General features: G+C 67.1%; 20 protein-coding genes. 9 read left to right on the top strand and 11 right to left on the bottom strand.

Going from position 1 to position 26509, the window contains the following annotated elements; genetic code table 11:
• Window positions 1–5: 5 nt before the first annotated feature.
• From AC6CIE_RS20435 to AC6CIE_RS20425, 3 genes are all read left to right on the top strand, one after another.
• Complete coding sequence (locus AC6CIE_RS20435; RefSeq protein ID WP_498093647.1) at window positions 6–587, top strand: sigma-70 family RNA polymerase sigma factor; 582 nt, start codon at window positions 6–8, stop codon at window positions 585–587.
• On the top strand, window positions 584–1576 hold the full coding sequence (locus AC6CIE_RS20430) for a FecR family protein (protein ID WP_175184740.1): 993 nt from the start codon (window positions 584–586) through the stop codon (window positions 1574–1576). Before AC6CIE_RS20435 ends, AC6CIE_RS20430 begins: the two co-directional genes overlap by 4 nt.
• Before the next feature lie 139 nt (window positions 1577–1715).
• A complete protein-coding gene (locus AC6CIE_RS20425; RefSeq protein WP_498093645.1) occupies window positions 1716–4184 on the top strand; it encodes a TonB-dependent siderophore receptor in 2469 nt (822 codons plus the stop codon).
• A 16-nt stretch (window positions 4185–4200) separates the two neighbouring features.
• Here the strand turns inward: AC6CIE_RS20425 and AC6CIE_RS20420 are convergent, their stop codons facing one another.
• Genes AC6CIE_RS20420 through AC6CIE_RS20400 form a run of 5 tightly spaced genes read right to left on the bottom strand, consistent with a single transcriptional unit; the run spans window position 4201 to window position 9244 of the window.
• A complete protein-coding gene (locus AC6CIE_RS20420) occupies window positions 4201–6303 on the bottom strand; it encodes a TonB-dependent receptor family protein (RefSeq protein WP_498093643.1) in 2103 nt (700 codons plus the stop codon).
• Between the two features lie 32 nt (window positions 6304–6335).
• The gene (locus AC6CIE_RS20415; RefSeq protein WP_498093641.1) at window positions 6336–6776 is read right to left on the bottom strand and encodes a CopD family copper resistance protein; all 441 of its coding nucleotides are present in this window, start codon (window positions 6774–6776) and stop codon (window positions 6336–6338) included.
• Window positions 6773–7471, bottom strand: coding sequence for an ATP-binding cassette domain-containing protein (locus AC6CIE_RS20410; RefSeq protein ID WP_498093639.1), 699 nt, complete (start codon window positions 7469–7471; stop codon window positions 6773–6775). The genes AC6CIE_RS20415 and AC6CIE_RS20410 overlap by 4 nt, the downstream gene beginning before the upstream one ends.
• A complete protein-coding gene (locus AC6CIE_RS20405; protein WP_105240696.1) occupies window positions 7464–8243 on the bottom strand; it encodes an ABC transporter permease in 780 nt (259 codons plus the stop codon). The genes AC6CIE_RS20410 and AC6CIE_RS20405 overlap by 8 nt, the downstream gene beginning before the upstream one ends.
• Window positions 8240–9244, bottom strand: a complete 1005-nt coding sequence (locus AC6CIE_RS20400; RefSeq protein WP_498093637.1) for an ABC transporter substrate-binding protein — start codon at window positions 9242–9244, stop codon at window positions 8240–8242. Before AC6CIE_RS20400 ends, AC6CIE_RS20405 begins: the two co-directional genes overlap by 4 nt.
• 57 nt (window positions 9245–9301) lie before the next feature.
• Here AC6CIE_RS20400 and AC6CIE_RS20395 point away from each other — a divergent pair, with 57 nt between their 5' ends.
• Window positions 9302–10015, top strand: coding sequence for a Crp/Fnr family transcriptional regulator (locus AC6CIE_RS20395; protein ID WP_286939542.1), 714 nt, complete (start codon window positions 9302–9304; stop codon window positions 10013–10015).
• Window positions 10016–10133: 118 nt separating this feature from the next.
• A complete protein-coding gene (locus AC6CIE_RS20390; RefSeq protein WP_498093635.1) occupies window positions 10134–10868 on the top strand; it encodes a TehB-like domain-containing protein in 735 nt (244 codons plus the stop codon).
• 18 nt (window positions 10869–10886) lie between these two features.
• Here the strand turns inward: AC6CIE_RS20390 and AC6CIE_RS20385 are convergent, their stop codons facing one another.
• Window positions 10887–11585 (bottom strand): response regulator transcription factor, encoded by a 699-nt coding sequence (locus tag AC6CIE_RS20385; RefSeq protein WP_498093633.1) that lies wholly within the window; start codon window positions 11583–11585, stop codon window positions 10887–10889.
• A gap of 78 nt (window positions 11586–11663) precedes the next feature.
• On the opposite strand from AC6CIE_RS20385, the gene AC6CIE_RS20380 reads away from it, so the two are divergent.
• The 3 genes from AC6CIE_RS20380 to AC6CIE_RS20370 all read left to right on the top strand — a co-directional run bounded on the left by AC6CIE_RS20380 (window position 11664) and on the right by AC6CIE_RS20370 (window position 18704).
• A complete protein-coding gene (locus AC6CIE_RS20380) occupies window positions 11664–13703 on the top strand; it encodes a sensor histidine kinase (RefSeq protein ID WP_498093631.1) in 2040 nt (679 codons plus the stop codon).
• A gap of 289 nt (window positions 13704–13992) precedes the next feature.
• The gene (locus tag AC6CIE_RS20375; protein WP_498093629.1) at window positions 13993–17013 is read left to right on the top strand and encodes an autotransporter family protein; all 3021 of its coding nucleotides are present in this window, start codon (window positions 13993–13995) and stop codon (window positions 17011–17013) included.
• 176 nt (window positions 17014–17189) lie between these two features.
• The gene (locus AC6CIE_RS20370) at window positions 17190–18704 is read left to right on the top strand and encodes an argininosuccinate lyase (RefSeq protein ID WP_175137873.1); all 1515 of its coding nucleotides are present in this window, start codon (window positions 17190–17192) and stop codon (window positions 18702–18704) included.
• Window positions 18705–18757: 53 nt separating this feature from the next.
• Here AC6CIE_RS20370 and AC6CIE_RS20365 read toward each other — a convergent pair whose 3' ends face one another.
• The gene (locus AC6CIE_RS20365) at window positions 18758–19660 is read right to left on the bottom strand and encodes a LysR family transcriptional regulator (protein WP_498093627.1); all 903 of its coding nucleotides are present in this window, start codon (window positions 19658–19660) and stop codon (window positions 18758–18760) included.
• 144 nt (window positions 19661–19804) lie between these two features.
• Here AC6CIE_RS20365 and AC6CIE_RS20360 point away from each other — a divergent pair, with 144 nt between their 5' ends.
• Complete coding sequence (locus AC6CIE_RS20360) at window positions 19805–21223, top strand: MFS transporter (protein WP_498093625.1); 1419 nt, start codon at window positions 19805–19807, stop codon at window positions 21221–21223.
• Window positions 21224–21317: 94 nt separating this feature from the next.
• Here the strand turns inward: AC6CIE_RS20360 and AC6CIE_RS20355 are convergent, their stop codons facing one another.
• From AC6CIE_RS20355 to AC6CIE_RS20340, 4 genes are read right to left on the bottom strand one after another with little or no spacing between them, the layout of a single operon-like run.
• A complete protein-coding gene (locus AC6CIE_RS20355) occupies window positions 21318–22283 on the bottom strand; it encodes a Bug family tripartite tricarboxylate transporter substrate binding protein (RefSeq protein ID WP_498093623.1) in 966 nt (321 codons plus the stop codon).
• 42 nt (window positions 22284–22325) lie between these two features.
• Window positions 22326–23570: a CaiB/BaiF CoA transferase family protein gene (locus AC6CIE_RS20350; RefSeq protein ID WP_498093621.1), complete on the bottom strand. Its 1245-nt coding sequence runs from the start codon at window positions 23568–23570 to the stop codon at window positions 22326–22328.
• Window positions 23571–23600: 30 nt separating this feature from the next.
• Window positions 23601–24746, bottom strand: a complete 1146-nt coding sequence (locus AC6CIE_RS20345; protein ID WP_175122412.1) for an FAS1-like dehydratase domain-containing protein — start codon at window positions 24744–24746, stop codon at window positions 23601–23603.
• A 41-nt stretch (window positions 24747–24787) separates the two neighbouring features.
• Window positions 24788–26365: an acetate--CoA ligase gene (locus AC6CIE_RS20340; protein WP_498093619.1), complete on the bottom strand. Its 1578-nt coding sequence runs from the start codon at window positions 26363–26365 to the stop codon at window positions 24788–24790.
• Window positions 26366–26509 lie beyond the last annotated feature (144 nt).

Raw genomic sequence — 26509 nt, 5'->3', positions numbered from 1 at the left:
GGATCGTGAGCGGATCGGAAGGGGCATCCCAGGACTTCGAGAGCCTATACGGCAATCACCACGGCTGGCTGCTGGCCTGGGTGAACTGGCGTCTGGGCAACGCGGCGGACGCCGCCGACCTGGCGCACGACGCGTTCGTGCGCCTCTTGACGCGCCCGTGCAAGTTCGACAACGCCCGCCATGCCCGGACCTATCTGCGCCGGATGGCCAACGGCATGTGCATCGACCTGTGGCGCCGCCGCGACCTGGAGCAAGCCTGGCTGGACGCCCTGGCGGCGCAGCCCGAGCCCACGGTGTCCTCGGCCGAGGATCAGGCCATGGTGCTGCAGGCCCTGGGCGAAATCGACGCGATGCTGCGCGGATTGCCGCCCAAGACCGCCCACGCCTTCGTCATGGCGGTGGCGTGCGAGATGACCGACCAGGAAGTGGCGGACGTGCTGGGCGTGTCGTCGCGCATGGTCCGCAAGTACGTCGCCCAGGCCATGCTGTGCTGCATGCAGCTTGAGGCGCGCCTGGCGGCAGGACATGCGGACGAGCCGGCCGGCCTGCTGCAGATGCCCGCGGCATCGCAGGCGGCCGCCTCATGAGCGCCGCGCAGGCGCGCGAGCCCTCTCATCGCGCGATGGAGCAAGCCGCCGAGTGGTATGCGTTGCTGCGATCCGGCGATGCGTCGGCCGCCGAGCGCCAGCAATGGCAGCAATGGATCGACCGCGCGGCGGAACACCGCGAGGCCTGGGGCTACGTCGAACGCATTGGCCGCCGGTTTTCCCCGCTGCAATCCAGTCCTGACCGGGACGCCGCCGTGACGGCGTTCGGGCAGGCCGCGTCGGCCCGGCCGCGCGCTCGCCGGCAATTGCTGCTGGGGATGGCGGGGGCCCTGGGCATCGCCAGCCTGGGGTGGACGGCGTGGCGGCAGACGCCCTTGCCCCTGGCGGCCTCGACCTGGGGCGCGGACCATCGCGCGGGGCTGGGCGAAACGCGCCACGTCGCGCTGGCCGATGGCACCCAGGTCTGGCTGAAGGCGCTGAGCGCGTTCGATGTCGACTATGGCGCCACGTTGCGCCGCCTGCAGCTTGTCGCCGGTGAGCTGCTGATCCAGACCGCCGCGGACCCGATCCGACCCTTTGTGGTCGACACCGCGCAGGGCCGGCTCCAGGCGCTGGGTACGCGTTTCACCGTGCGTGGGGAGGACGACGGCGTGGTGGTGGCCGTGCACGAAGGGGCCGTCCGGGTCGACACGGCCGCCAGCCGCGCCAGCGGCATCGTGCCGGCGGGGCGACAGGCGCGGTTTACGGCGGACACGTTGGACGGCTTCCTGCCGGTGGACCCCGCCCGGGAGGCCTGGACGCGCGGCGTGCTGGTGGCCGACAACACGCCGCTGGCGGACGTAGTGGCCGAATTGCGCCGCTATCACTTCGGCCACCTGGCCGTGGCGCCGGAGATCGCGCGGCTGCACGTCTTCGGCAGCTATCCCATCCGCGAGACCGACCGCGCGCTGGACATGCTGGCCTCGGTATTGCCGGTGCGCGTGCGCCGCACGATGCCCTGGTGGATCAGCCTCGAAGCGCGCGCCTGAAAAAATTTCCGCGAAACGGTTCCGGGTTTTGCCCGCTCGTTCGAATAAGGACAGTAAGAGCCGCTCGCGCCCTGCAATCCGCATGGCTGGCGCGCCGCTCTCCCTTCCAGAACTTACGCACGAGAGCACAGGTCCCGTCATGTCCCACCGTCCTTCTTCCGCCGCCGCGGCCTTTCCCGTGAACCGCGCACGCGCCTTGGCCTTCCGTCGCCGGCGCATCCCGTCCTGGGGCCTGCCGTTGGCCCTGGCGATGGCCGTTTCCGCCGTCTGGGGGCCGACGGCCCACGCGCAGGCCGCGCCCGCGACGACCGGCGTGGCGGATCTGATGACCTTCGACATTGCCCCCGCGCCGCTGAACCAGGTGCTGACGCGGCTGGCGAACGCGTCCGGCATCCTGCTGGCCGCGCAGCCGTCGCTGGTGGCCGACCGCCAGAGCAATGGCGTGCGCGGCCGCTACACCCCCCATCAGGCGCTGGAGCAGGCCCTGGCCGGAACGGGACTGCGCGCCACGCGCGAGGCGCCGAACCAGTATCGCCTGAGCGTGTTGCCCGCCGGCCAGACCACCACGCTGGAACCCGTGACGGTGACGGCCTCCGGGCTGGCGAGCGGCTTGCCGCCGGTTTACCCCGGCGGCCAGGTGGCGCGCGGCGGACGTCTGGGCCTGCTGGGCGACCGCGACGACATGAGCACGCCATTCAGCGCGACGCAGTACACCGCCAAGCTGATCGAGGATCAGCAGGCGCAGAACATCGGCGACGTGCTGGTCAATGACCCGACCGTGCGCAATACCTACTCGCGCGGTGCGGGGCGCGACGAGTTCAACATCCGCGGGTTCACGCTGTTCAATTACGACGTGTCGTTCAATGGCCTGTACGGCGTGTCGCCGCGCAATTCGAGTTCGCTGATCGGGGTGGAGCGCGTCGAAGTGCTGCGCGGTCCCAATGCCTTGCTGAACGGGATGGCGCCCTACGGTTCCGTGGGCGGCTCAATCAACCTCGTGCCCAAGCGCGCGGGCGCCGATCCGCTGAACCGCTTTACCGTGTCTTACATCGGCGACAGCCAGTTCGGCGCGCACGCCGACCTGTCGCGCCGCTATGGCGAGAGCCAGGAGTGGGGCGTGCGCCTGAACGTGGCCGGCAGCAGCGGCGACCTGCCGATGGACGGCGCGAAGGAAGACCTGGGCGCCGTGGCGCTGGGCCTGGACTACCAGGGCGAGCGCCTGCGCGTGGAAGGCGACATCAACTACCAGAACCGCACCACCGATGCGCGCAGCGGCCTGCTGTTTCCGCCGCCGTCGGGCGTGGACATCGGCCGGGCGCCGGACGCGCGCCGCAATTTCTTTCCGTCGTGGACCTACTGGAAGACCAAGGAATGGTCGGGCGCGCTGCGCGCCGAGTACGACGTGTCGCCGGACTGGACCGTCTACGGCGCAGTGGGCGCGCGCAAGCACGACTTTGAAAGCATGCAGACCAGCTGGCTGATGCTGAACGAAGCGGGTGATATCGGCGCGGTGCCGGCCCGCCTGAACGAGTCGCTGCTGAGCAAGACGGGCGAAATCGGCGTGCGGGGGCGCCTGCAGACCGGCCCGCTCAAGCATGAGCCGGCGCTGAGCGCCAGCGTGCTGGACATCGACTATTCGGCGGCGCGAATCCGGTCCAGCACGGTGTTTTCCAACATCTACAACCCCGCGGACCTGCCCAAGCCGAACATCGCGCGGCCGTCGGATCTGCCGCGGGCCAGCGATTCTCGGCTGGTCAGCATTGCGCTGGCCGACACGATTTCGATGGCCGACGATCGCGTGCAATTCATCGCGGGCGTGCGGCACCAGCGCGTGGAGTCGACCAACTTCGACGCGATGAGCGGTCGCCAGACGTCGAACTACAACGAGTCCGCCGTCACGCCGGCGTTTGCATTGACCGTCAAACCCACGGAGCGGCTGGCGCTGTATGGCAATTACATCGAGGGCCTGAGCCAGGGCGGGACGGCGCCCGAAGGCGCCGTCAACGCGGGCGAAGTGTTCGCGCCTGAAATCTCCAAGCAGTTCGAACTGGGCGCCAAGTACGATTTCGGCCAGTTTGAAACGACGCTCAGCGCGTTCCAGATCGAGCGTCCCAGCAGCTATCTGGATCCTGCCAGCCTGCGCTACGTGTCCAATGGCAAGCAGCGCAACCGCGGTCTGGAATTCCTGGTGCAGGGCGAGCCGACGCACGGCGTGCGCCTTTTGGGCGGCGTGGCCTATACCGATGCGCGCCTGACGCGTACCGAGGGCGGCGTCAACGACGGCAATCGCGCGCCGGCCGTGCCGCGTCTGCAATTCAACGCGGCAGCCGAATGGGACACGCCATTCGTGCCGGGCCTGACGCTGACCGCGCGGATGCTGCGAACCAGCTCGCAGATCGTCGACGTCGCCAACACGCAGGAGATTCCGGGCTGGACGCGCTTCGACGTGGGCGCGCGCTATGCCTTCAACGCCAACGGCAAGCCCGTGGTCATCCGTGCGATGGTCGAGAACGTGCTGAACAAGAACTACTGGCAGTCCGCGGCGCGCGAAGGTCTGACGGTCGGCGCGCCGCTGACGGTGCTGTTGTCCGTGAGCACGGAGTTCTAAGGCAAACGGTCCGCCATCAGAACTTGTACGCCACACCCGCGCTGAACGCGCGGCCGTTGCCCGGCAGGAAGATGGGCATGGCGGGCGTGGCCGTGTTGCGGATGGCGTAGCTGCTGGCGTAGGTCTTGTCGGTGAGGTTGTCGGCCGTGACGTAGCCGCTCCAGTGCGCGTCGTGCTCGTAGGCGATCTTGAAGCCAAGGAGCGCATAGGCTTCCTGCTGTGTGCCGGGCGCGTTGGCGTGGTTGGTCTCCGTGTCGCTCATCAGCCAGCGCACGTTGGGGCCGAAGCGCCAGCCGCCGATGCGGTACATGACTTCGGCGCTCAGCAGATGGCGCGGCACGCCGGCGATGCGGTTGCCTTCGTATTGGCCGTTGCGGAAGCGGAAGTCGCTGAGCGTGTAGGCGATGCGGTAGTCGAACATGCCTTCGCCGGGCGAGGGCAGCGTGCCGTAGAGGCCGGCTTCGATGCCCTGGTGCCGCGTGCGGCCGTTGTAGTTGTAGGTGCCCGCCGGCGTGCCGTTTTCGTTGGTGACCGACATCAGCTCGTCGTCGACCTTGCTGCGGTACAGCGACACGCTCCAGTGCTGGTCACGGCCGGCGACGGTGAACGTGCCGTCGCCGCCGACTTCATACGTGAGCGCGCGTTGCAGGTCCAGCTTGCTCATGGAGGTGCTGGCCGTGGCCGGGTTCATCGGCGCGGCGACTTCGCCGTTGACGATTTCCCAGAAGGTCGGCACTTCGTTGCTGCGGCTGACATTGGCGTACCAGCGTTGCGTCGCGGCCGGCTGCCAGATCACGCCCAGCTTCGGCGTGGCGTAGCGCCAATCCTGATCCAGCGTCTTGCCGCTGTTGCGCTCGTGCGCGTCACGCACCGCGACGGTGTATTTGACGTCACCCACCACGCTGAACTGCGGCGTAAGGTGCCAGTCCACGCCCACCATCGCGCTGCGGTTCTCGGCGCGCAGGTCGTAGTTGCCAAAGCGTTGCAGGCGCTGGCCGTCGGACGGGCGGATGGCGTACAGGTCGCGGTCCATGTTGCTGCGCTGCCAGTCCAGTCCGGCGCGGTAGTCCACCGTGCCGATCTTGCCGTTCAGTTGCCAGGCAATGCCATAGGTGTCGCTGTCGGTCACGTTGGCGACCTGGGGATTGGTGAAGTCGTCGTTCGTGTGCTGCCAGTAGACGCCGGCGGTCTGGTTGAAGGCCTCGGTGCCCCAGAAGCTGCGGTTGGCCAGGCGGAACTGGTTGGTGTCGCGGTGCGGGTCGCGGTTGTAGACGTTGTTGGAAATATCCTGCGGCGAATTGCCGTCGCCCAGCACGCTGCGCGGGTCCTCGTACATGCGCGCCTTCGGGATCGGCTGGGGGATGTCGAACTTCAGGTCCGTGTACGAAAGATAGGTGCGGTTTTCAAAAAGGCCTCGCCGGAAGCCGACGTTGCCTTGAAAGCTGGTGCGTTCGGACGACGAGTGGTGGCGGTAGCCGTCCGACTTGTCGTAGCCGAAGGCGAAGCGGCCGTCGAAGCGCTCGTCCTGAAAGCCCTTGGCCAGCGTGACGTTGCGGGTGCCGAAGCTGCCGCCGCCCAGCCGGATGAAGTCGCCCTGCGTGCCGGTGAGCGACTGGAAGTCGACCTCGCCGCCCAGTGTGCTGGCGCCGGGGGCCAGCGCGTTGGCGCCGCGCCGCACGGCGATGATGCCGGCATTGCGTGGTTCGAGCAGGCTGATGATGAAGGAACCGTCCGCGTCGTTGAGCGGCAGACCGTCCTGCATCAGCAGGATGCCGCGCGACAGCGGGTTGCTCTGGATGCCGGAACCGCGGATGTTCAGGCGCGGCTGGTCCAGGCCGCCAAAGAATTCCTGCACGATGACGCCGGGCTGGTATTCCAGCGCGTCGCGCAGCGTGATCAGGCGCACCGCCTGCTGCGGCTGGATCAGGTTGGTGCCGCCGGGCACGGCCTGCAGTTCGGCTTGCGTGCGTTGCACGCTGGGTTCCAGTGCATTGGGGATGGTGGTCCCGGAAACGACGACGGGGGCCAGCGACGGCGCATCCTGCGCCACGGCGACGGACAGCCCGAGGGCGCTCAGGGTGAGGGTGAATGCGAGCTGGCGCAGGACAGGGGTAGACATCAGATGGATTCCACGAAGGACGGGCCTGGGCGTTACCAGGAAATGTGAAACATGGTCTTGGCCAGCAATACGATGCCGGCCATGTGACAGAACACGCTCAGATGCACGCGTGAACGAAGCGCGGCGTGCAGGCGTTGGCGGCGCGCCAGCGTCATGGCCGTAATGACGTGCAGCAGCACGCTGCCGGCCAGCGCCATCTTCAAGAGCAGCAAGGCGGCGAAGGCCGAGCTGCCAGGGCTGGCGAGCACGGCGCGGTAGTGCCAGGCCATGCCCAGTCCGCAGGCGTAGAGCACGACCAGGACCCAGGGCATAACGCCGCGCACGCGCGGCGCCAGTTGCTGCGACAGCGCGCGGCGCACCTCGGCGGGCAGGCGTCGGGCGACGGGTTCGAGGAACAGCACTTCGAAGATCACGGTGCCGATGAAGATCAACGCGGCGAACAGATGCACGATGTGCAGGGCGAGGTAGGTCATGGTTGCTTCCTTGAGTCGAGCAGCAGGGCGTGCAGGCGTTCGGCGTCGGCGGCGCGCTGCGGGCTGCCAATAGACCCGCTGATCGAGACGGGTTCGAGGCGGCCGTTGCCGACCATGACGCAGCGGTCGACCAAGCCCAGCAGTTCCTGCGGGTCGTGGCTGATGCAGATGAGGGCCGCGCCCAGGCGCGCGACTTCTTCGTTGCAGCACGCGGAGAGCTGGCGGCGCAGCGCGGGGTCGAGCGCGCTGAAGGGTTCGTCGAGCAGCAGCAGGTCGGGCTCCAGCGCCAGCGCGCGGGCCAGCGAGACCCGCTGCGCCATGCCGCCCGACAGCTCTCCCGGCCAGGCATTGCCCGCGCCCACCAGCCCGACCCGGGCCAGCCATTCATCCGCTTTCGCGCGGGCGTCGGCCATGCGCAGGCCGGTGGCGCGCAGCGGTAGCGCCACGTTGTCGCGCGCATTGCGCCAGGGCAAGAGGCGCGGCTCCTGGAACATCAGCACCGGATGCCGGAACGTGTTGCGCAGCGTGCCTGCCGTGGGCGCGAGCAGTCCCGCCGCCAGACGCAGCAGCGAGCTCTTGCCCGCGCCGCTGGGGCCGGCAAGGCCCAGCCGTTCTCCGGCAGCCAGTTGCAGGTCGATGCGGGCCAGCACCGGCTGGGCGCCAAAGCGCAGCACGAGGTTTTGCATTTCAAGCATGGCTCGGCTCCATCCAGCGTCCCAGGCGGCGCTGCAACGGTTGCAGCAGCGCAAATTCCAGCAGGGCGACCAGGCCGAAGATCAGCAGCACCCACGCAAAGAGTTCGGCGGTGTCGAACGTGCTGCGGGCATTGGCGAGCGCATAGCCGATGCCGTTCTCCGCGCCCAGCACTTCGGCCATCACCACCAGGCGCACGCCGCCGCACAGGGCGATGAGCAGGGCGGCCAGAAGCGGCGCGCTGAGCGCGGGCAGGTAGAGGTGGCGCAGGCGCAGCCACGGGCCGTAGCGATAGACGTGCGTCATCTCCATCAGCCGCCGGTCCACGTGCAGCATGCCCTTGACGGTGTTGACGTACATGCCGGGGGCCATCATCAGCGTCGTGATGAAGATGACCATGGGCGATCCCATGCCGAACCACAGCATGGCCAGCACCACCATCACCACGGGCGGCACGGCCATCAGCAGCCAGCGCACAGGTTCGATGAGGCCACGCAGGCGCGCGCTGTGCCCGGCCAGCACGCCGAGCGTGAAGCCGATGGAGGCGCCGGCCAGCACGCCCACGCCGATGCGCATCAGGCTGACGCCTGCGTTGGCGAAGAACTGTTCGCTGCGCACGAGGGGGCCGATGGCGCGCAGCGCGTCCCAGGGCGTGGCCATGAGCAGCGGGCCAAGATGGCGGGCGGTCAGGTGCCATGCCAGCAGCAACAGCAGGACGCCGGCCACGCTCCAGCCGCGCGACGTGCGCGCGGGACTTGCGGCGGGGGCGCTCATGGTCCGTAGAAGCCGACAGGGGGCAGCTCGCCGCCGATGGCCTGCGGAAAGCGGCTGGCCAGCAGGCGGTACAGCGCTTCCAGCTCGGGACGGGCATCGTGGGCGCTGCGGCTGTCCAGCCGCGTGCCGCGAATCGCAGTCACGACAGCCGGCGCGGGCAGGTGCGGAAGGTGTTCGCGCACGAGGTCGGCGCAGGCCTCGGGGTTGGCCGCGCACCAGCGCGCCGACGCGGCGTAGGCGGCGTCCACCGCGCGGCACAGCGGGGTATCGTCCGCCACGTCTGCGCCGGCCATGACGCCGGCTTGCGGCAATGAAGGCTGTTCGGGAAAGCTGCCGCGCCACGCGGCTTCCAGGCTCTGGCCGCGGTGCAGCGCCATGCCGCCGGCCTGTTGCGCGCGCCACAGCAGCAGCGAGGCCATGGGTTCGACGAGCAGCACGCTTTCCGCCTGTCCGCTCAGCATGAGGGCGATGGCGTCCTGGCCGTCGCGGGTGCGGCGCAGCGAGACAGGCGCCAAGCCTTTGTCGGCCTGGGCCTGCAGCAAGGTGTCCAGCAGCACGGCGGGCAGATCGCGCTGGAAGGGCGCGACCAGCTCGCGTCCCGCCAGGTCGGCGAAGGTCTTGACGTCGGGGTTGCGGCTGACGAGCCACAGAATGCCCCAGACCGAGATGTTCAACAGGCGCACCGGCATGCCGCGGTTGTGCAGCAGGGCGGGCAGGGTGCTGGGCGCCGCGCTGAACTCGACGTCGCGGTTCACCAGCAGCGTGCGCAACTGGTCCGGCGTCTGCCACAAGCGGAAGCGCAGCTTGTCGGTGTGATCGGCCAGCGCGCCGGTGGCCGCCATGTGCATCAGCGGATAGCTGACCACGGCGCCCGGTCCCGCGAGGGTCAGTTGGGCTCGGCGTTCGCGCGTGGCGGCCTGGACGGATGCAAGGCGCGGCAGGAGGGCGGCGCCCAACGCCGCAGCGCAGAAGCGGCGGCGGGTGTGCTGAGGTGAGGTCATTATTCTAAATAGGAACTATTATCGTTTTATTCTCACACTCAAGCCGAAAGACCCAGAATGACAAATATCAATGTGCTCGAGCCGCGCGCGGCGGCCGTCCGCCTGCTTGCACAGCATCCGCTGCTGGCCGGATTACCGGCGGGCGTGGCCGACGATCTTCTGCTCGATGCGAGTGTGCTGCGGGCGCCGGCCGGGCAGATCCTGTTCGGCGAAGGCGACGAGGCGCGCCACTACCTGCTGGTTGAAACCGGGCAAGCCGAGGTCATGCGCTACAGCTACAACGGCGACGAGCGCGTGTTCCGGGTTTTCGAGCCAGGGCAGCTGATGGCCGAGGCCGCGATGTTCATGCCGCACGGCCGCTATCCGATGCAGGCGCGCGCACGGACGGATGTACAGTGCTGGCGGCTGGCCCGCACGAAGCTGCACGACGCGTGCCGGCGCTGGCCCGATCTGGCGCTCAAGCTGCTGGCCGGTATGAGCCAGGCGGTTTATGACCAGGTGAACAAGGTCGACTGGATGACGTCCAGTTCCGCTGCGGAACGGCTGGCGAACTACCTGATGGGGCTGCAGGAACGGCAGGGCGCCACGCTGACGCTGCCGCTGAACCAGCGCCAGCTTGCGGCGCATTTGGGCATACGCGCTGAAACGCTGAGCCGGCTGCTGAACGACTGGCAGGCGCAGGGCTATATCAGCGGTAAGCGTAGCCAGTGGGTGGTGACTGATCCGGCCCATCTGGCCAGCCTGTCGATGACGGCCAAACGGCCGTTCTGACACGCTCAAACGCACGCGTGCGCCGGGATCGGGCGCGCTTTTTATGCGTTCGCGTGACGTGAAAAGGCGCGCGCGCCAATGACCTTCGTCATGTGACCGGACGCGCGGCGTGCGGAGAATGGCAGGCGTTCTCACGTCCAAGCGCTTCCCGCCTTTCATGCCTTTCACGCCGCAATCCGAACCCGCTAGCCAGACGCCAGCCCCCACCGAAGACGACATCCGCAGGCTGGTCCACACCTTCTACGACAAGGTGCGCGAAGACGAGGTGCTGGGTCCGATCTTCAATGCGCGCGTGAAGGACTGGGACCATCATCTGTCGCTGCTCTGCGATTTCTGGTCGTCGCTGGTGCTGGGCACGCGCCGCTTCAAGGGAGCGCCGATCCCGGCGCATGCGCGCATTCCAGATCTGTCGTGGCCGCTCTTTGAACGTTGGCTGGCGCTCTTTCACGCCACGACGGCGGCGCTGGGACACGCGCAGCTGCAGACGACGGCGGACGCAATGGCCGATCGCATCGCGGCCAAGCTGTGGGCCGTCTGGCAGGCGCGGGCGGACATCGTCAGCCTGCCCGACCGCTTGCCGCCCGGCGTGCAGCCCTATAAGGACAGTCCCGTGTTCACGCCGGACAACCTGCCGGACGCGCTGAAGGCCGCGCATTCCACCAAGGCCGGCACGTGGGGACTGTTGAAGGTGCACGCGGGCGTGCTGCGTTTTGTGCTGGACGATGCCCCGCATACCGAAGCCGTGCTGACCGCGGGCCAGCAGGTGGTGATCGAACCCGGCGTGCGGCATCACGTGGCGTTTGAACTGCCGGGTCGTTTCCAGATCACGTTCTGCCGGGCGGCCGAAGCCTGATGCGCGGCGCGGCCGCGATCAGTCCTTGACCTTTGCAGCCTGATAGAAGCAGTAGCCGCTGCTGCGCAGTGTCTTGACGGGCAGCGTCTGGCCGCTCAGGGCTTCGACGCGGCGGCGCAGCCGGCGCATCTGCGTATCGAGCCGGCGTTGGTCGTAGTCCAGGTAATCGGCGCCGAGGGCTTCGACGATCTGCCGGCGGCTGATGTTTTCGCCGGGCTGGCTCATCAGGCAATGCAGCACGGTCAGGTCCTGCTGCGACAGCGGCATGGCCGCCGCGCCAGGAATGTGCAGGCGGCGGGGGCCGATTTCAAGCAGCCAGCTCAAAGGCGGCTGATCCCGGCCCGGCTGAGGCAGCCCCAGCCGGCGCACCAGCGCGGCCAGCGTTGCAGCCAGTTCGTCCAGGTCGCAGCCTTTGCCCAGATAATGGTCGGCGCCCATGCCCAGGCCCGAAATCCGGTCAGGACCGGTCTGTCGCGCGCTGAACACCACGATGCCCACTTGCTGGCCTTCCTGGCGCAGACGCTGAATCAGGTCCAGGCCGCAGCCATCCGGGAGACCGATGTCGATGACGGCCAGATGATGGCGGGCGGGGTCGAAACGCTGGTCGAATTCCTGCAGGCTGGACGCGCACGAGGGGGCGTATCCCAGCTCTTCGAGGAATTCGCCGAGCTCCTGACGCAGCACGGGTTCATCTTCGAGCAGGATCACTTCAGGCATGAAGCGCCTGAGGAATGCAGCGTGAGGGGCTGGTGTAATCTGCCGGGTTGCACGGAAATGCTGCGTAGATTGCGATTGATGAAACGGGAATGTTACTCCAGGGCCACGCTGTGGCTGACGCTGCTGGCCTGCCTGTTCGCGGGCCTGCTGGCCGCGGCCGCACCGGCGCGCGCCGAGCCGCTGCGCCTGGATGGCTTCCATAGCGTCCAGGACGCGGCCGGGCATCTTGAGCGCCTGATCGATCCCGATGGCGAGCTCGACGTGGGAAATGCCGCCAGCGCGAACGGCTGGACGCCGCTGCCGGGCAGCCTTAGCGCCGGCTTCACGCCCGCGACGATCTGGCTGCGCCTGCCCGTGCAGGTCGATAAGGTCATGCACGGCGGCTGGATGCTGCGGCTGACCAACGCACTGCTGGACGACGCGCGCATCTACGTGGGCCATGGCGGCGGCTGGACGATGCTGGGACGCAGCGGCGAGGACCTGGCGCGGCGCAAATGGCCGGTGGACTATCGCAGCCCCGTGATCCAGTTCAATCCGTCCAAGCCAGGCGAATACGTCATCCTGGTGCGGTTGCAAAGCAAGAACGCCATGGCGACGCGGCTGGAAGTCTGGCAGCGGCTGGCGTTCGACAACCAGTCGCGCCGCGAGGGCCTGCTGTTCGGGCTGTATTTCGGCTTTTATCTGCTGCTGATCTGCGCGCACGCGGCGTTCTGGCTGGTCACGCGTGCGCCGATGAGCGGACTGTTCCTGGCCTACATCGGCAATTGCGTCTTCAACGAGGTCCTGTCGCTGGGGCTGGTGCAGCAGTTGACCGGCCTGCCGGTGGCCTGGAGCGATCGGCTGCTGGGCGTTGGCATCGCCGTCAGCCTGCCGGTGGCGCTGCGCGTTGCGTTCCGCCAGTTGAACCTGGAAGCTTTGTATCCGCGCGCCGTGCGCTGGCTGGACTGGCTGTTCTGGGGCATCGCCGCGATCTGCGCCGCGCTGATCGTGACGGGGCACTACGGCGCCGGCATGCAGCCGATTCAGGCGCTGGCGCTGCTGGTAATTGTGGGATTCACGACGCTGGCGGCTTATCTGCTCAAGCGCGGCTGGCGGCCGGCCCGCTTTTTCGCGTTGGCGTTCGGGGTGTTCTACCTGGGCGTGCTGATCGCTTTCCTGCGCAACCTCGGGGTGTTTCCGGTCAACGCCTTCACCGAATACGTCTCCACGCTGGGCACGATGCTGCACATGCTGCTGCTGAGTCTGTTCATCGTCGGCCGCTACGAACGCCGCCGCCGCGTCCGCGAACTGCAGCAGGCCAACCTGGCGGCCGATCTGGCACGCCAGCACAGTCACTGGCTGGAACGCGAAGTCGCGCTGCGCACGGCCGAAATGCAAGGCGAGATCGAACGTCGGGTCGCGCTGGAGGGCGAGCTGCGCACGTCGCTGGAAAAGGAACGGCAGATGTTCACGGAGCAGCGCGAATTCGTGGCGATGGTGTCGCACGAATTCCGCACCCCGCTGGCGATCATCACGACGTCGGCGCAGCAGCTTGGCCGCAATCTGACTGCGCCGCTGGAGAAAAGCCTGGCGCGGTGCGCCAACATCCGCAATGCGGCCACGCGCCTGCTGGCGCTGGTGGACGAATACCTGACCGATGACCGCATGCGCGAACCCAGCGCCGAACTGCGCACGACCCGGTGCGATCTGCCGGCGCTGCTGCAGGACCTGGCGAGCGAGTATCCGCCGGGGCGGGTGCAAAGCACCTACGAGACGCCCATACGCGCGCTCGATTGCGACGCGGGCATGCTGCGGATTGCCCTGCGCAACCTGCTGGCCAATGCTGACCGGCATTGCGAGGCAGGTGGAAGGGTGAGCGTCTTGGTAAGCGAAGAGGGGGACATGCTGCGCATCGCCGTCTCCAATCCTGGCAGCCGCATTCCGCCTGCCGAGCAGGAACGGCTGTTCCAGAAGTACTACCGCGGCCACAACGCCATGCGGCATCCCGGGGCGGGGTTGGGCTTGTATCTGGTGAGTTCGATTGCGGAGCGGCTTGGCGGATCCGTCGCGCTGGCGTCGGCCGGCGGTGACGAACCGGTGTCTTTCTGCCTAGATTTGCCCCACGCGGCAGCAGCCTGAACGCGTGGTCGGCGCATTAATCGGGACGCCGCGGCGCGCGATTGTTGCGTGAACGCATCTATTTGTTTCAGGCGACGCCTTGGGTGGCTGTATTCAAAATCGGGAAAAGCGCGCGATTCTCTGCCTAATTTACGCGATTTGAGGTGGCGGATTCTCGGATCTTACAAATCGCTCAGATTTGCTCAGATTCCGTTTTGCAATGATCGGTACATTTCAGACACGAAATTTACATGGTCACTACAAAATGTCTCGCCGCTTCCCGCTTACTCGTATTGCTGTATTGCTTAGCTTGAGCCTTTCGCCTATTGCCACCCCGTACGCGCTGGCGCAGATCAGCCCGGAGTATCTGCAGGATGGATACGCGGATCCCCTCGTGTTTGGCAACATCGAAAACACGGCGTCCTCCAACTATCCCTACATTCGCCTGCAGAGCGGTGCGGTGCGGAATGGCGACCTCATCAACAGCGCGCGCCTGCAGGGCGGGTACTACGACGGCTCCTTCTCGGTGGAAGCGTCGACGCTGAACGGAAACATCCGCAACGAAGCCAACAGCACGGCTTACGGCGTGGGTCTCGCCCAAGGCAAAGTGAGCGGCGACATCGTCAACAACGGCGATCTCTACGGCCGATACATCATCTTCGGTTTTGCAGGCGTCTCGCCCATGGCTCAGCCGTCGAGTTCCAGCGTGACGATCACCAGCTTCAGCACCGTCGGCGGCAAGATCATCAACAACGGAATCATCCATTCCGACAGCAATTCCGTCGTTTTCCCGACGAGCGGTCTGGCGATTGATATCTCGAACAACAGCGTGGTCACCGGCGGCATCGAAAACAACGGCACGATCAACGGCGGCATTCTGGTCAGGGACGCCTCTGCCGTGAATAGCGACATCGTCAACATCGGCACCGTCAACGCGAACAACATCACCTCCTCGTCCATGCCGGTGAACAATTTGGCCCTGGAACTCAGGAATGGCAGCACTGTCGCCGGCAACATCGACAACAAAGGCACCCTGAACGGCGGCATCCTGATCGGCGACAATTCGCAGGTGAAGGGCAACATCGTCAATGCCGGCGTCATCTACGCGAGCTCTCCCTCCCCGATCTTCCCGAGCAGCAATCTGGCGGTGGAAGTGCGCAATGGCAGCACCGTCGACGGACGCATCGAAAACTCGCAGACCATCAACGGCGGCATCATGGTGAGCGGCGGCGCCGAAGTGACGGGCGGCATCGTCAACAGCGGCTCGATCCTCGCCAACTCCTACGTGTTCGCCTCCAACAGTGTCGCGGTCGACGTCGAGGGCGCCGGCCAGCCGATGGTGATCACGAACACCGGCACCATCATCGGCGACGTGCGCCTTGGCGCCTCCACGTTGAATATCGACGGCGGCAACATCTATGGCGCCATCACCGGCGACGACAACCAGCACAGCTTCCTGTTTGCCAGCGGCGGCGGCACCAGCACGGTGAACATCAACACCAACTATGCGCCCCAAGGCAACATCACCGTCGGCGCCGTGAACGTCGCAGCGGGCAAGACGCTCACGCTGTCCGGCACGAAGGTCAATGGCCTGCTGAACGTGAACGGCACCCTGGCCGGTTCCGGCGATGTGGGCAACACGACGCTGGCGTCGGGCGCAACGCTGTCGCCGGGCACCGCCGCGAAAACGGGCCACGTGATGATGTCGGCCATGACGCTGGCGCCGATTGGGTCGATCGGCATCATCCCGACCAATTCCGAAATCGGCACCGTGACGGTGAACGGCGACCTGACCTTCATGCCCGGCTCGACCTACCGCGTCGATGCAACCGACGATGGCAAGAGCGACCGCGTGAACGTCACGGGCACGGCCAACCTGGCCGGTAACGTCGTGCATATCGGTTCGGGCGGCACGTACGCTGCGTCGACCGCCTACACGATCCTGTCGGCCAACAGCGTGAACGGCAAGTTTGGCGGCGTGTCCAGCGATCTGGCTTATCTGCAACCGACGTTGAACCAGGAAGGCAACGACGTGGTGCTGAAGCTGGACATGAAGCAGGTGCCCGTGGACCCGGACCCGAAGCCGACCAACCCGGATCCCAAGCCGACCGAGCCGGACACCAAGCCCAGCCCGGGCAAGCCCGTCGACAACGGCGGCGGCAACACGGACAGCGGTACCCGTCCGATCGAGTTCGCCGATTTGGCGGTGACCGGCAACCAGCGTTCGGCGGCGAACGCGGTGCAAACCCTGCCCAAGACCAGCTCGCTGTACACCCGCGTCCTGAACCTGCCCAACGGCGCGCCGGCCGGCGTGTTCGCCGATCTGTCGGGCGAATCGTTCGGCAGCAGCGTGACCGCGATGCAGAACGTAAGCAACAACGTCGCCAGCCTGCCCACGGCACAACTGCGCGCCAATATGAACGCCGGCTTCATCCCCGGCCCGCCCACGGCGCAAGTCGGCCGCGGCGACGCCTCCATGCTGCCACGTTCGAACGCGCAGCCGCTGTGGGCGCAGGCCTTCGGCAACTGGCGCTCGATGGACGGCAACGGCAACGTCGCCAAGTCCCGTGAACGTGATGTCGGCATCTTCGTCGGCGGCGACCACGGCGTGGGCAACGGTTGGCGCCTGGGCGGCGCGTTCGGTTACACCGACAGCCGCATCACCGTGGACGACCGTTCGGCCAAGTCCGACGTGAACAGCTACAGCGCGATCCTGTACGGCGGCAAGTCGTTCGAAGCCGGCTCGGGCAAGATCAACTTCACCGCTGGCCTGGCCTACACGTGGCATGACATCGACAGCAAGCGCAACATCAACGCGGCAGGCCAGTACCAGGAACTTAAGGCTGACTACAGCGCCAGCACCGGCCAGGTCTTCACCGACGTCGGCTACGCGATCCCGCTGAACGACCGTGTCACGCTGGAACCGTTCTTCGGCGCCGACTTCAGCGACCTGCGCACCCGCGGCTTCTCGGAGTCGGGCGGTGACGCCGCGCTGAGCGGTCGCAGCAGCACCAACAACGTGGGCACCACCACGCTGGGCCTGCGCGCGCAAACCACGTTTGACGTGAAGGACACCGCGGGCCGTCTGCGCGGCATGCTTGGCTGGCGCCATGCCTACGGCGACGTCAATCCGGAAGCCACGATGTCGTTCGACGGCAGCCAGCCGTTCACCGTGGCGGGCAACCCGCTGGCGCGTGACGCGGCTGTGATGGAAGTGGGCGTGGACCTGGCGATGAGCAAGAACGCCACGCTGGGCCTGGCGTACTCGGGTCAGTTCGGCGACGGCAACCGTCAGAACACCGGCACGGTCAACGTGAGCTGGCGCTTCTAAGGCATTCCGCCTTGGCGGATGCGAAAGGCCGGCCTCTTCGGAGGCCGGCTTTTTTTGCGTCGGCGGCCTATCTTCGCTCAGCCCGTTGTCAGGCTCCCGCGCCTCCGTGCAATACCGGGTGTCCGGCGAAAACGCGCTCCGATACACTGTCCGGTCACCCCTATAACGAGAACGCCATGAGACAGTTTCTTCCCACCCTGGGCGCCGCCCTGGTGCTAACGCTGGCGGGCAATGCGGCCACCGCGCAGCAATCTCCGCCGCGCGACCCCTTCTTCTGGTTGGGAGAAATCAACAAGGCCACCACGGTGATCAACGCCGACGAAGGCCTGCTCGACAAGTCCATGGCGCCACGCCTGGCGGCTGGTGTCGCAAAAGTCATCCACGACGGCAACCAGCCCGGCGCCAAACGGCCGGCCACCGTCATCACCTTTGAACCGCTGCTGATCAAGGCCGCCGGCGAAGACATCACCTTGCTGCACGCCGGCCGTTCCAGCCAGGACATGCACGCCACCTATCGCAGCGCCATCCTGCGCGACAAGCTGCTGGATCTGGCGGATCAGTTGAACGCCACGTCCACCACGCTGGTGGAGCTGGCGGCCAAGCACGCGGGCACCATCGTGCCCAACTACACCAACGGCGTGGCCGCGCAGCCCAACAGTTATGGACACTATCTGCTCGGTCAGGCTGCGGGTCTGGCGCGCGACGCACAGCGCATCCGCGAAGCCTATGTCCGCATCGACCGCTCGCCCATGGGAACGACCGTGCTGAACGGCACGAGCTGGCCGCTGGACCGCAAGCGCATGGCCCAATACCTGGGCTTCGAGGCGCTGGTCGACAACGCCTACGACGCCTCGCAGATCTCGTCCATGGACCAGCCCGTCGAGGTCGCCTCCATCGTCACCAGCATTGCGCTGCGCACGGGTAATTTCGTCGAGGACGTCATGACCCAATACGCCCAGTCGCGCCCGTGGATCCTGCTGGAAGAAGGGGGCGGCAACACGTACGTGTCCAGCGCCATGCCGCAAAAGCGCAATCCGGGCCTGCTCAACGACACGCGCAGCGACGCATCCACCGCAGTGACCTTGGCGATGGGGCCGGTCCTGCAGACGCACAACATCACGCCGGGCATGAGCGATCCCAAGGACGTGAAGCAGAATTCCGCGATGGTCGATAGCGGCATTTCGGCGCTCAAGCGCTGGGATCGCGTGCTCAAGGCCATGGTCATCAGCCCCGACCGTGCGCTGGAAGAGCTGAACAGCGACTGGACGGCCTCGCAGGAGCTGGCGGACGTGCTGATGCACAAGTACAAGCTGCCGTTCCGTGCGGGCCATCACTTTGCGTCCGAGGTCGTGTCGTACGCCAAGGCGAACAACATCAAGCCGCTGGATTTTCCGTATGAACAGGCGCGCCGCATCTATGCCGACGCAATGAAGGACTCGAAGTACGGCACCGACCTGCCGATGAGCGAAGCCGAGTTCCGCTCGACGCTGGACCCTGTGGCCATCGTGAAGAACCGCGCCACCATCGGCGGTCCGCAGCCCAAGGAAATGGACCGCATGATCCAGGCCGCGCGCGAACAGCTGGCCGCGCAGGACAAGTGGATCAAGGCGCGCCGCGCGCATATCCGCGATTCGCTGGCGGAACTGGACAAGCAGTTCGACGCACTGGTGGCCAGCGCGCCCAAGCAATAACGCCCGCCGGCGGAATTTGTACGCGCCGCCGGCGCGCTCCTTTCTGAGCGGACCTATCGGAGAGCGCCCATCCCGCAAACCTGAAGCACGATGCCGCGCAGCCAGCGATGGGCGGCATCGCCGTCCATTCGCGGATGCCACAGCATCGACACCGTAAAAGGCGCCATTGCGAACGGCAGCGCAAAGCTGCGCATGCCCTCGCGCATCACGGCGGTGTGCCGATCGGGCACCGTGGCGATCATGTCGGTTTCGCGGGCCAGCGCCAGCGCCGTTGAATAGCTGCCCGCAATCGTGGCGACCTGGCGCGCGCGGCCGGCCTGCGCCAGGGTTTCATCCATGGGGCCTGATTCCCGTCCGCGGCGCGATATCAGAATGTGGCGCGCTGCCAAATAACGCGTCAGCGTGACGTTGCCGCGCGCCAGCGGATGGGCGGCGCGCATGACGCCGATGTACCGATCCTGAAACAGCGCGCGCGTGCGCAGTTCAGGACTGGCCGACTCGCCCACCACCCCGGTTTCCAGGTCCACGGCGCCTTCGCGCAGCGGCGCGCTGTTCTTGTCCAGTTTCTGCATGAAACGCAACCGCACCCCCGGCGCTTCGTCGTCAATCAGCGCGAGCAGACGCGCGCCAAAGTTCTCCACGAAGCCATCAGTGACGCGCAGCGTGAAGGTGCGAACGAGCGATGCGAGATCAAGGTCTTGCGAGGGACGCAGCACGGCTTGCGCATCCCTGACCAGCCCGCCGACCTGCTCGCGCAGCGCCAGCGCCCGGGGCGTTGGAACCAGACCTCGTCCGGCGCGCACCAGTAGCGGATCGCCCGTGGTGTCGCGCAGCCGCGCCAACGCGCGGCTCATGGCGGAAGGACTCAGGCGCAGACGCCGGGCGGCGCCGGCCACGCTGCCCTCGGAGAGCAGCGCATCCAGGGTGATGAGAAGGTTGAGGTCGGGCGCGGACATGCGGCAAACGTAGCACGCCGGCGAAAAACGCGCCGGGATCTGGCATGGCGTCATATGCAGGTATTTGCTGCAAATGCTGCGTCTTCCGCCAGGCCTGGGAGAGGCATACGCTGGGATTCCATTTCCCCTTTGCTCGTCGCCATCATGTCGCTCGCCGCTTCGCCCGTATCGTCATCCCCCTCCCGTCTCCCGCTGTTGGCCTGCCTGTCCCTGTCGATGCTGCTGGCGTCCCTGGGCACCAGCATCGCCAACGTGGGCCTGCCCGCGTTCACCCACGCATTCGGCGCGTCGTTTCAGTCGGTGCAATGGGTGGTGCTGGCCTACCTGCTGGCCATCACGACCGCCGTGGTCAGCGCCGGACGGCTGGGCGACCTGATCGGTCGCCGGCGCCTGATGCTGGCCGGGATCGCCTGGTTTACGGTCGCTTCCGTGACGTGCGCAGCCGCGCCCGGACTGTGGACCCTGGTGGCCGCGCGCGCCGCGCAGGGCCTGGGCGCGGCCGTGCTGATGACGCTGGCCATGGCCTTTGCCGGCGAGGCAACGCAGAAGGGAAGGGCGGGCAGCGCCATGGGTCTGTTGGGCACGATGTCGGCGGCCGGCACCGCACTCGGGCCGACGCTGGGCGGCGCGCTGATCGCGGGTCCGGGATGGCGGGCGATCTTTCTCGTCAATCTGCCGCTCGGTCTGCTGGCGTTCTGGCTGGCGTGGCGGCATCTGCCCCGCGATTCGCAACGCGCCGCGGCGCAGACGATTCGTTTCGATTGGCTGGGTAGTGTGCTGCTGTCGCTGACGCTGGCGGTCTACGCGCTGTCCATGACGCTCGGACGCGGCAGCTTCGGCAAGATCAACGGTGTTCTGCTTGCGGCGGCGGCGGGCGGCGCGGGTCTGTTTGCGTGGGTGCAGTCGCGGACGGCAAACCCGCTGGTGCGGCCGGCGATGATGGCCAATCCCGTGCTGGCGGGCGGCTTCGCGGCCAACGCGCTGGTCGCGACGGTGATGATGGCCACCTTGGTGGTTGGGCCGTTCTTTCTGGCCGGGGCGTTGGGATTGGATGCGATGCGCGTCGGGGTGGCAATGTCTTGCGGTCCGCTCGTCGCTGCTCTGGCAGGTGTACCGGCGGGGCGCTGCGTGGACCGCTTTGGCGCCCGGCCGATGACGCTTGCCGCATTGATCGCAATGACGGGCGCATCGGCGATGCTGCCCGTTGCGTCGGATGCGTTCGGAGCGACAGGATATGTTGTCGCGCTGGGCGTGCTGACGGCCGGGTATGCGCTGTTTCAGGCAGCCAACAACACCGCGGTCATGGCCCCGGCGGGCGGCAACGATCGCGGCGCCGTGTCCGGCATGTTGAACCTGTCTCGCAACTTGGGGTTGATTACAGGGGCGTCGGCGATGGGCGCGGTGTTTGCCGTGGGCGCCGGGGCGACGGCGCTGGCTGATGCCGCGCCCGCTCAACTGGCGGCCGGGTTGCACGCGACGTTTGTGATGGCCGCCGTGTTGTGCGCGCTGGCGATGGCAGCGGTGGCGGTTGGCGGGTGGAGGCTTGCTGCAGGCCGATCGTAAGGCGGCTTTGGCTCATGCGGTTGCCGGTCGCAACCGCGGCGCAGTGGAACGACCTGCGCCGCGTTGCCGCTCAACGCTGACGGTTACGCCGAAGTCACTCCGCCTTCAACCCCGCCTGCACGATCAGCGGTTGCCACTTCTGCCGTTCGCTGCGTGCAAACGCGGCGAGCTCCTCGGGCGTGCCGCCGCCCGGTTCATGCCCCAGATCCAGCAGCTTCTGCTTCACTTCCGGCCGCGCCAGGATCTTGGCCAGGTCCTCGTTCAATCGCTTGATCGCCGCCGGCGGCGTGCCCTTCGGCGCATACAAGCCGTTCCACGCGATCACCTGGAACCCATCCAGCCCCTGTCCCGCCACCGACGGCACGCCGGGCAGCAGGGCCGACTCCTTCAACGACGTCACCGCCAGCGGGCGCAGCTTGCCGCTGGCAATGAACGAGCGCGCGGCGCTGACGGTGTCGATGCCGACCTGCACCTGGCCGCCCAAGAGGTCCGTCGTGGCGGTGGCCGAGCCCTTGTAGGGAATGCCGCGAACGCTGTTGACGCCTTGCTGCTTGAGCAGTTCGTACACGAGGCGCGCGGTGGTGCTGGGCATGCCGACGTTGACGCTGTCGGGCTTGGCCTTGGCGCTGTTGCGCAGGTCGGCCAGACTGGCGTAGGGCGAGGACGGCGTCGTCAGCAGCACCATGGGAAACGAACTGACCAGCATGACGGGCGCGAAGTCCTTCTCCGGGTCGAAATTGGTGGACGCGTACATGTACTGGTTCAGCACGTGCGTGCCGTTGGTGCCCATCAGCAGCGTGTAGCCGTCGGGCGCGGCGCGCGCGGCTTCGGACGCGCCGATGTTGCCGCCCGCGCCGGGGCGGTTCTCCACGATGAAGGGTTGGCCCAGGTCGCGGGCCAGGTATTCGGCCAGATAGCGGGCGGCGACGTCGGTGCCCTGGCCGGCCTGGTAGGGGACGATGATCTTGACGGGTTTGGAGGGGTAGCTGTCGGCGGCCGCGGCGGGCTGCGCGAACAGCAGCGGCGCCGCTAGCGCGGCGATCAGGCGTAAGGTCTTCATGGTGGTCTCCTCGTTTTTATATATGGCTGCATCGGATTGCGGCTAGGGCTTGGGAGGCGGCCATCGCGGCAGGATGCCCTGTTCCTGCAACGCCGCGATCTGTGAATCGCCGAAGCCGGCCTCCCGGAGGACTTCGACGGTGTGCTGTGCATAGGCGGGCGGCAGCCGGTCCACGCGCGCGGGCGCTTGCGACAGCCGGACTGCGGGACCGATGCCGTGATAGCCATCGCGATCGACGCGCATGCCGCGATGCGCGGTGTGCGCCTGCGCAAAGGCTTCGGGCACGCTGTTGACCGGCCCAGCCGGTACGCCAAGCTTCATCAGTTCCGCGCACAGCGCATCGCGCGCACGCGTCGCCAGGGCGCTTTCGATGGCGTCCCGCAACGCGTCGCGGTGCGACAGCCGCGCCCGGTTGGTGGCAAAGCGCGGATCGTCCGGCAACGATGGCAGGCCCGCGTAGTCGCAGAAGCGGCGGAACTGGCGGTCGTTGACGACGCCCAGGAAGATCTCGCCATCGCGGCACGCGTAGCGGTCATACGGGGCGATGTTGGGATGCGCGCTGCCCAGGAGGCCCGGCGTCTGGTCGGTGTGCATCCAGTTGGCGGCATGCGGCACCAGCAGGCTGAGCGCGGTGTCGAACAGGGTGACTTCGACCCGCTGGCCAAGACCCGTGCGCGCCCGGTGGTAAAGCGCCAGCAGGATGCCGGACTGCGCGGTGTAGCCGGTCAGGTGGTCAACGATGGGCACGCCGACGCGGGTCGGTCCGCCGGCGGGCTCGCCGTTGATGCTCATCAAGCCGCACATGGCCTGCAGCACCGCGTCGTAGCCGGGCAGGCCGCCCAGCGGCCCGTCTTCGCCGAAGCCCGTGATGGCGCAGTGGATGAGCTGGGGAAAGCGGGGCTTCAGGTCCGCCTCGTAGTCCAGGCCCCACTTGGCCATCGTGCCGGGGATGAAGTTCTCGATCAGGACGTCGGCGTCGGCCAGCAACGCCAGCAGCACGTCGCGGCCGGCGGGCTTGGACAGGTCCAGCCCGATGGCGCGCTTGCCGCGGTTGACGGCGGTGAAGTAGGCGGCGTCGCCGTCGGCGTTGACCGGCGGGCCCAGCGTGCGCGTCTCGTCGCCGCCGGGCGGCTCGACCTTGATGACATCCGCGCCCTGGTCCGCCAGCATCTGCGTGCACAGCGGGCCGGCCAGGACGCGCGACAGGTCGATGACGCGCAGGCCGTCCAGCGCGCCCCGTGGACGGGCCTTGGGGCAGGGTGCAGCATGTTCCGATGAATCAGACATCGCCCACCTCGTCTTGGGGGTTGCCGCCGGTCAGGCGCGGGTAGGCAATTCGACCACACCGGTACCCAGGACGGAAAGCTCGTCGTCCTGGTTGCGCGCTTCCTGTTCGATCTCGACGAGGTGACGGCCGTCTTCCACGTACTTGCGCACCACCTTGCCCTTGAAGAACAGCATGTCGCCCTCGGGGTTGTGGCGGCGGATCTTGCACGTGGACTTGCGCAGGAACCCGGCGTCGCCCATCCAGTTGGTAAGGTGATGGGTCAGCCACGAATTGCGCTCGGGACCGTAGTCGTAGGCGCCGGGCGCGCCGACTTCCAGCGCGAAGTCTTCTTCCCAGTGGACGCGCTCGGGCACATCGGGAATGCCGAAGCGGTTGGTGATGCCCACGCCCGGATGCGCGTCGATGAGCTGCCACGCCAGCTTGTTGGCCCGGATGTACAGGCCGCCCCAGCCCTGCGCGAAGGCGATGAAGCCGGTGACCGTCATCGGGCCCTTGAACATCACGGGCAGTTCCTCGCCTTCCTTCACGTCTTCCCAGTAGCGCGGCGTGGCGCCGCGCACTTCTTCCTGTGCGTAGAGCTTGTAGGCTTCCTTGATTTCCTCGGGGCTGTAGCGGCGCGGCTCGCGTGCACGGACCTCCGCATACTTGCTGCCCTGTTCACGCGCATGGTCGCGTTCGGTGCGGAAGCACCAGCTGTCGGCCTCGGCGACCTTGTCGCCGTCCTGGTTGAAGAAGTCCACGTGATAGATCTGCTGCACGGCGCGGCCCGCAAAGCGGGTCTGGTGTTCGATCAGGTTCTTCAGGTGCGCTTCGGTGGAAATGATGTCGTTACGCTTGACCGTCTTGTGCCAGGTCCAGTCCGCGCCCGACCACATGGCGTGTACGCCGGGCAGCCCGCCCACGTAGCCGGACACGATGCGGCTGGTGGCAAACAGGAAGCTGGGCAGCGCGATGATGCCGCCGTGCTGGGTCTTGGCTGCGTACTCCGGGTCCGACCACAGCGGGTTGTCGTCGCCGATGCCGTGGGCGTAATGGCGGATGTTGTCGCGCGTGGCTTCGTAGCACCACGGTTCGGCGGTGGCGCCGATCTTCACGCCGATGCGCTCGCGCAGCTCGTCCAGCCCGCGTTCGGTGATCTTGGGAAAGCTGCGTTCGGTCTTGGTCTGGGTCAGCATGATGTCTCCTGGGTTTGAGAGGTGGCCTGTGCCGGGTAGCCCTAGGCGTGGGCGGCGCCGGCGGGCGTGGTGTCGGCGGTCGCAAGCTCTTGCTCCCGCAATTTCCTGCGATGGATCTTTCCGGCGGGCGTCTTGGGCAGTTCAGCCACAAACACGACCTGCCGCGGATACTCGTGCTGCGCCAGGCGGCTGCGCACCGCGTCCTGGATTTCCTGCACGAAGGCGTCGTCGCCGGGGCGCGCCGACACCACGAAGGCCTTGACGACCTGGCCGCGCAGCGGGTCGGGCACGCCGATGGCGGCGGCCTCCGTTACGTCGCGGTGCATGAGGATGGCGTCTTCGATCTCGACGGCGCTCATGGTCCAGCCGGCCGAGATGATGACGTCGTCGGCGCGGCCCCCATGCCAGAAGTAGCCGTCTTCGTCCACGCGCCCGAGATCCTTGGTGGCGACCCACGCGTCGCGGCGCCACAGCTTGAGCTCGCCGGTTTCGCCGGGCGCGCAGGGCTGGCCGTTGGCGTCCTGCACTTCGACGCGTAGGCCCGGCACGGGTTTGCCCAGCGAGCCGGCCTTGACCGTGAAATCCGGCGCGCCGGGATAGTTGACAAGGCAGACGCCGATTTCCGTCGTGCCGTACATGCTGCAGACGGGCCGGCCGAAGGTGGCTTCGACGAAGGCGGACGTTTCACTGTCGATGGGCTCGCCGGTGAAGGACACCTTGTCCAGGTGATAGCGGTAGCGTGCCGCCGCGCCGCTGTTGCGCATCATCCGGTAGTGGGTGGCGGCGGCGGAGATGTTGGTGAAACGGTGGTCCTGCAAGGCCTGCAGCAGACGTTCGGCATTGAACTTGCCGGCATACGCGCCGATGGTGACGCCCAGCGCCAGCGGCGCCAGCGTGCCGTGCCACAGGCCGTGCCCCCAGGCGGGCGACGACGGGCACATGTAGCGGTCGCCGGGCCGGATGCCGGTGCCGTACAGCGCGGCCAGCATCAGCGTGACCAGGGCGCGGTGCGTGTGCTTGACGGCGTCGGGCAGCTCGCGCGTCGTGCCCGACGTGTACTGGAAGATGGCCAGATCGTCGGCGCGCGTGCGGCATTCGTAATGGGGCGGGTAGGCGGCCAGTGTGCCGAGAAAGGCGTCGTCGGCGATGACCACGCGCATGTCCTCGCCGCCGGCGGCAAGCGGGGCCTTTTCGGCGTTGGTCACCAGCATGAGCGGCTGGCAGTCCTGAACACGCAACCGGATGCCGTCGGGGCCGAACAGCGTGAAGAGCGGCACGGCGATGGCGCCCATTTTCATCGCGCCGAACATGGCCACGTAGAACGGCAGCGACGGTTCCAGCATGACGGCGACGCGGTCGCCGGCGCGGATGCCCTGCTCAACCAGGTAGTGCGCGAAACGCGAGGATTCCTCGGCGATCTGGCGGAACGAGTAGGTCTCGTCCCCGCCGGCGGCGCGCACCAGGATGATCGCCGGCTCGGCTTTGTCCGCGTGCCGGTCGATGCATTCGTGCGCGATGTTCATGTGTTCGCGGTTGCCATCGAACAGCTCCCAGAGCTTGTTCGAGGAACAGAGCGCCTGGGCGTCCGCGTAGGAAAGGGTATCGGTCAGCTTCGTCATTTCGTCGTACCTGTGTGGGTCGGCAACCTGTGGAACCCACTATGCGCGCCGCCAAATAAATTGTCAATGACGTTTATTGATTGTATATAGACAATTAGAGCAGCGTGGAGGCGGCCCCGCGAGGCGGGCGCCGCACGGTATGCT

The sequence above is a fragment of the Achromobacter sp. GQ309 genome, assembly GCF_059759315.1.
The sequence above is the reverse complement of the archived record's forward strand: the minus strand, read 5'-3'. Positions and strand labels throughout refer to the sequence as shown.

Bases quoted from the DNA above. Each gene is read 5' to 3' on its own strand.
- AC6CIE_RS20395 (WP_286939542.1), top strand. From the start codon at position 9,302: ATGACAAATATCAATGTGCTCGAGCCGCGCGCGGCGGCCGTCCGCCTG.
- AC6CIE_RS20420 (WP_498093643.1), bottom strand. From the start codon at position 6,303: ATGTCTACCCCTGTCCTGCGCCAGCTCGCATTCACCCTCACCCTGAGC.
- AC6CIE_RS20425 (WP_498093645.1), top strand. From the start codon at position 1,716: ATGTCCCACCGTCCTTCTTCCGCCGCCGCGGCCTTTCCCGTGAACCGC.
- AC6CIE_RS20360 (WP_498093625.1), top strand. From the start codon at position 19,805: ATGTCGCTCGCCGCTTCGCCCGTATCGTCATCCCCCTCCCGTCTCCCG.
- AC6CIE_RS20340 (WP_498093619.1), bottom strand. From the start codon at position 26,365: ATGACGAAGCTGACCGATACCCTTTCCTACGCGGACGCCCAGGCGCTC.
- AC6CIE_RS20410 (WP_498093639.1), bottom strand. From the start codon at position 7,471: ATGCTTGAAATGCAAAACCTCGTGCTGCGCTTTGGCGCCCAGCCGGTG.
- AC6CIE_RS20365 (WP_498093627.1), bottom strand. From the start codon at position 19,660: ATGTCCGCGCCCGACCTCAACCTTCTCATCACCCTGGATGCGCTGCTC.
- AC6CIE_RS20400 (WP_498093637.1), bottom strand. From the start codon at position 9,244: ATGACCTCACCTCAGCACACCCGCCGCCGCTTCTGCGCTGCGGCGTTG.
- AC6CIE_RS20380 (WP_498093631.1), top strand. From the start codon at position 11,664: ATGAAACGGGAATGTTACTCCAGGGCCACGCTGTGGCTGACGCTGCTG.
- AC6CIE_RS20430 (WP_175184740.1), top strand. From the start codon at position 584: ATGAGCGCCGCGCAGGCGCGCGAGCCCTCTCATCGCGCGATGGAGCAA.
- AC6CIE_RS20385 (WP_498093633.1), bottom strand. From the start codon at position 11,585: ATGCCTGAAGTGATCCTGCTCGAAGATGAACCCGTGCTGCGTCAGGAG.
- AC6CIE_RS20370 (WP_175137873.1), top strand. From the start codon at position 17,190: ATGAGACAGTTTCTTCCCACCCTGGGCGCCGCCCTGGTGCTAACGCTG.
- AC6CIE_RS20345 (WP_175122412.1), bottom strand. From the start codon at position 24,746: ATGCTGACCCAGACCAAGACCGAACGCAGCTTTCCCAAGATCACCGAA.
- AC6CIE_RS20405 (WP_105240696.1), bottom strand. From the start codon at position 8,243: ATGAGCGCCCCCGCCGCAAGTCCCGCGCGCACGTCGCGCGGCTGGAGC.
- AC6CIE_RS20390 (WP_498093635.1), top strand. From the start codon at position 10,134: ATGGCAGGCGTTCTCACGTCCAAGCGCTTCCCGCCTTTCATGCCTTTC.
- AC6CIE_RS20350 (WP_498093621.1), bottom strand. From the start codon at position 23,570: ATGTCTGATTCATCGGAACATGCTGCACCCTGCCCCAAGGCCCGTCCA.
- AC6CIE_RS20415 (WP_498093641.1), bottom strand. From the start codon at position 6,776: ATGACCTACCTCGCCCTGCACATCGTGCATCTGTTCGCCGCGTTGATC.
- AC6CIE_RS20355 (WP_498093623.1), bottom strand. From the start codon at position 22,283: ATGAAGACCTTACGCCTGATCGCCGCGCTAGCGGCGCCGCTGCTGTTC.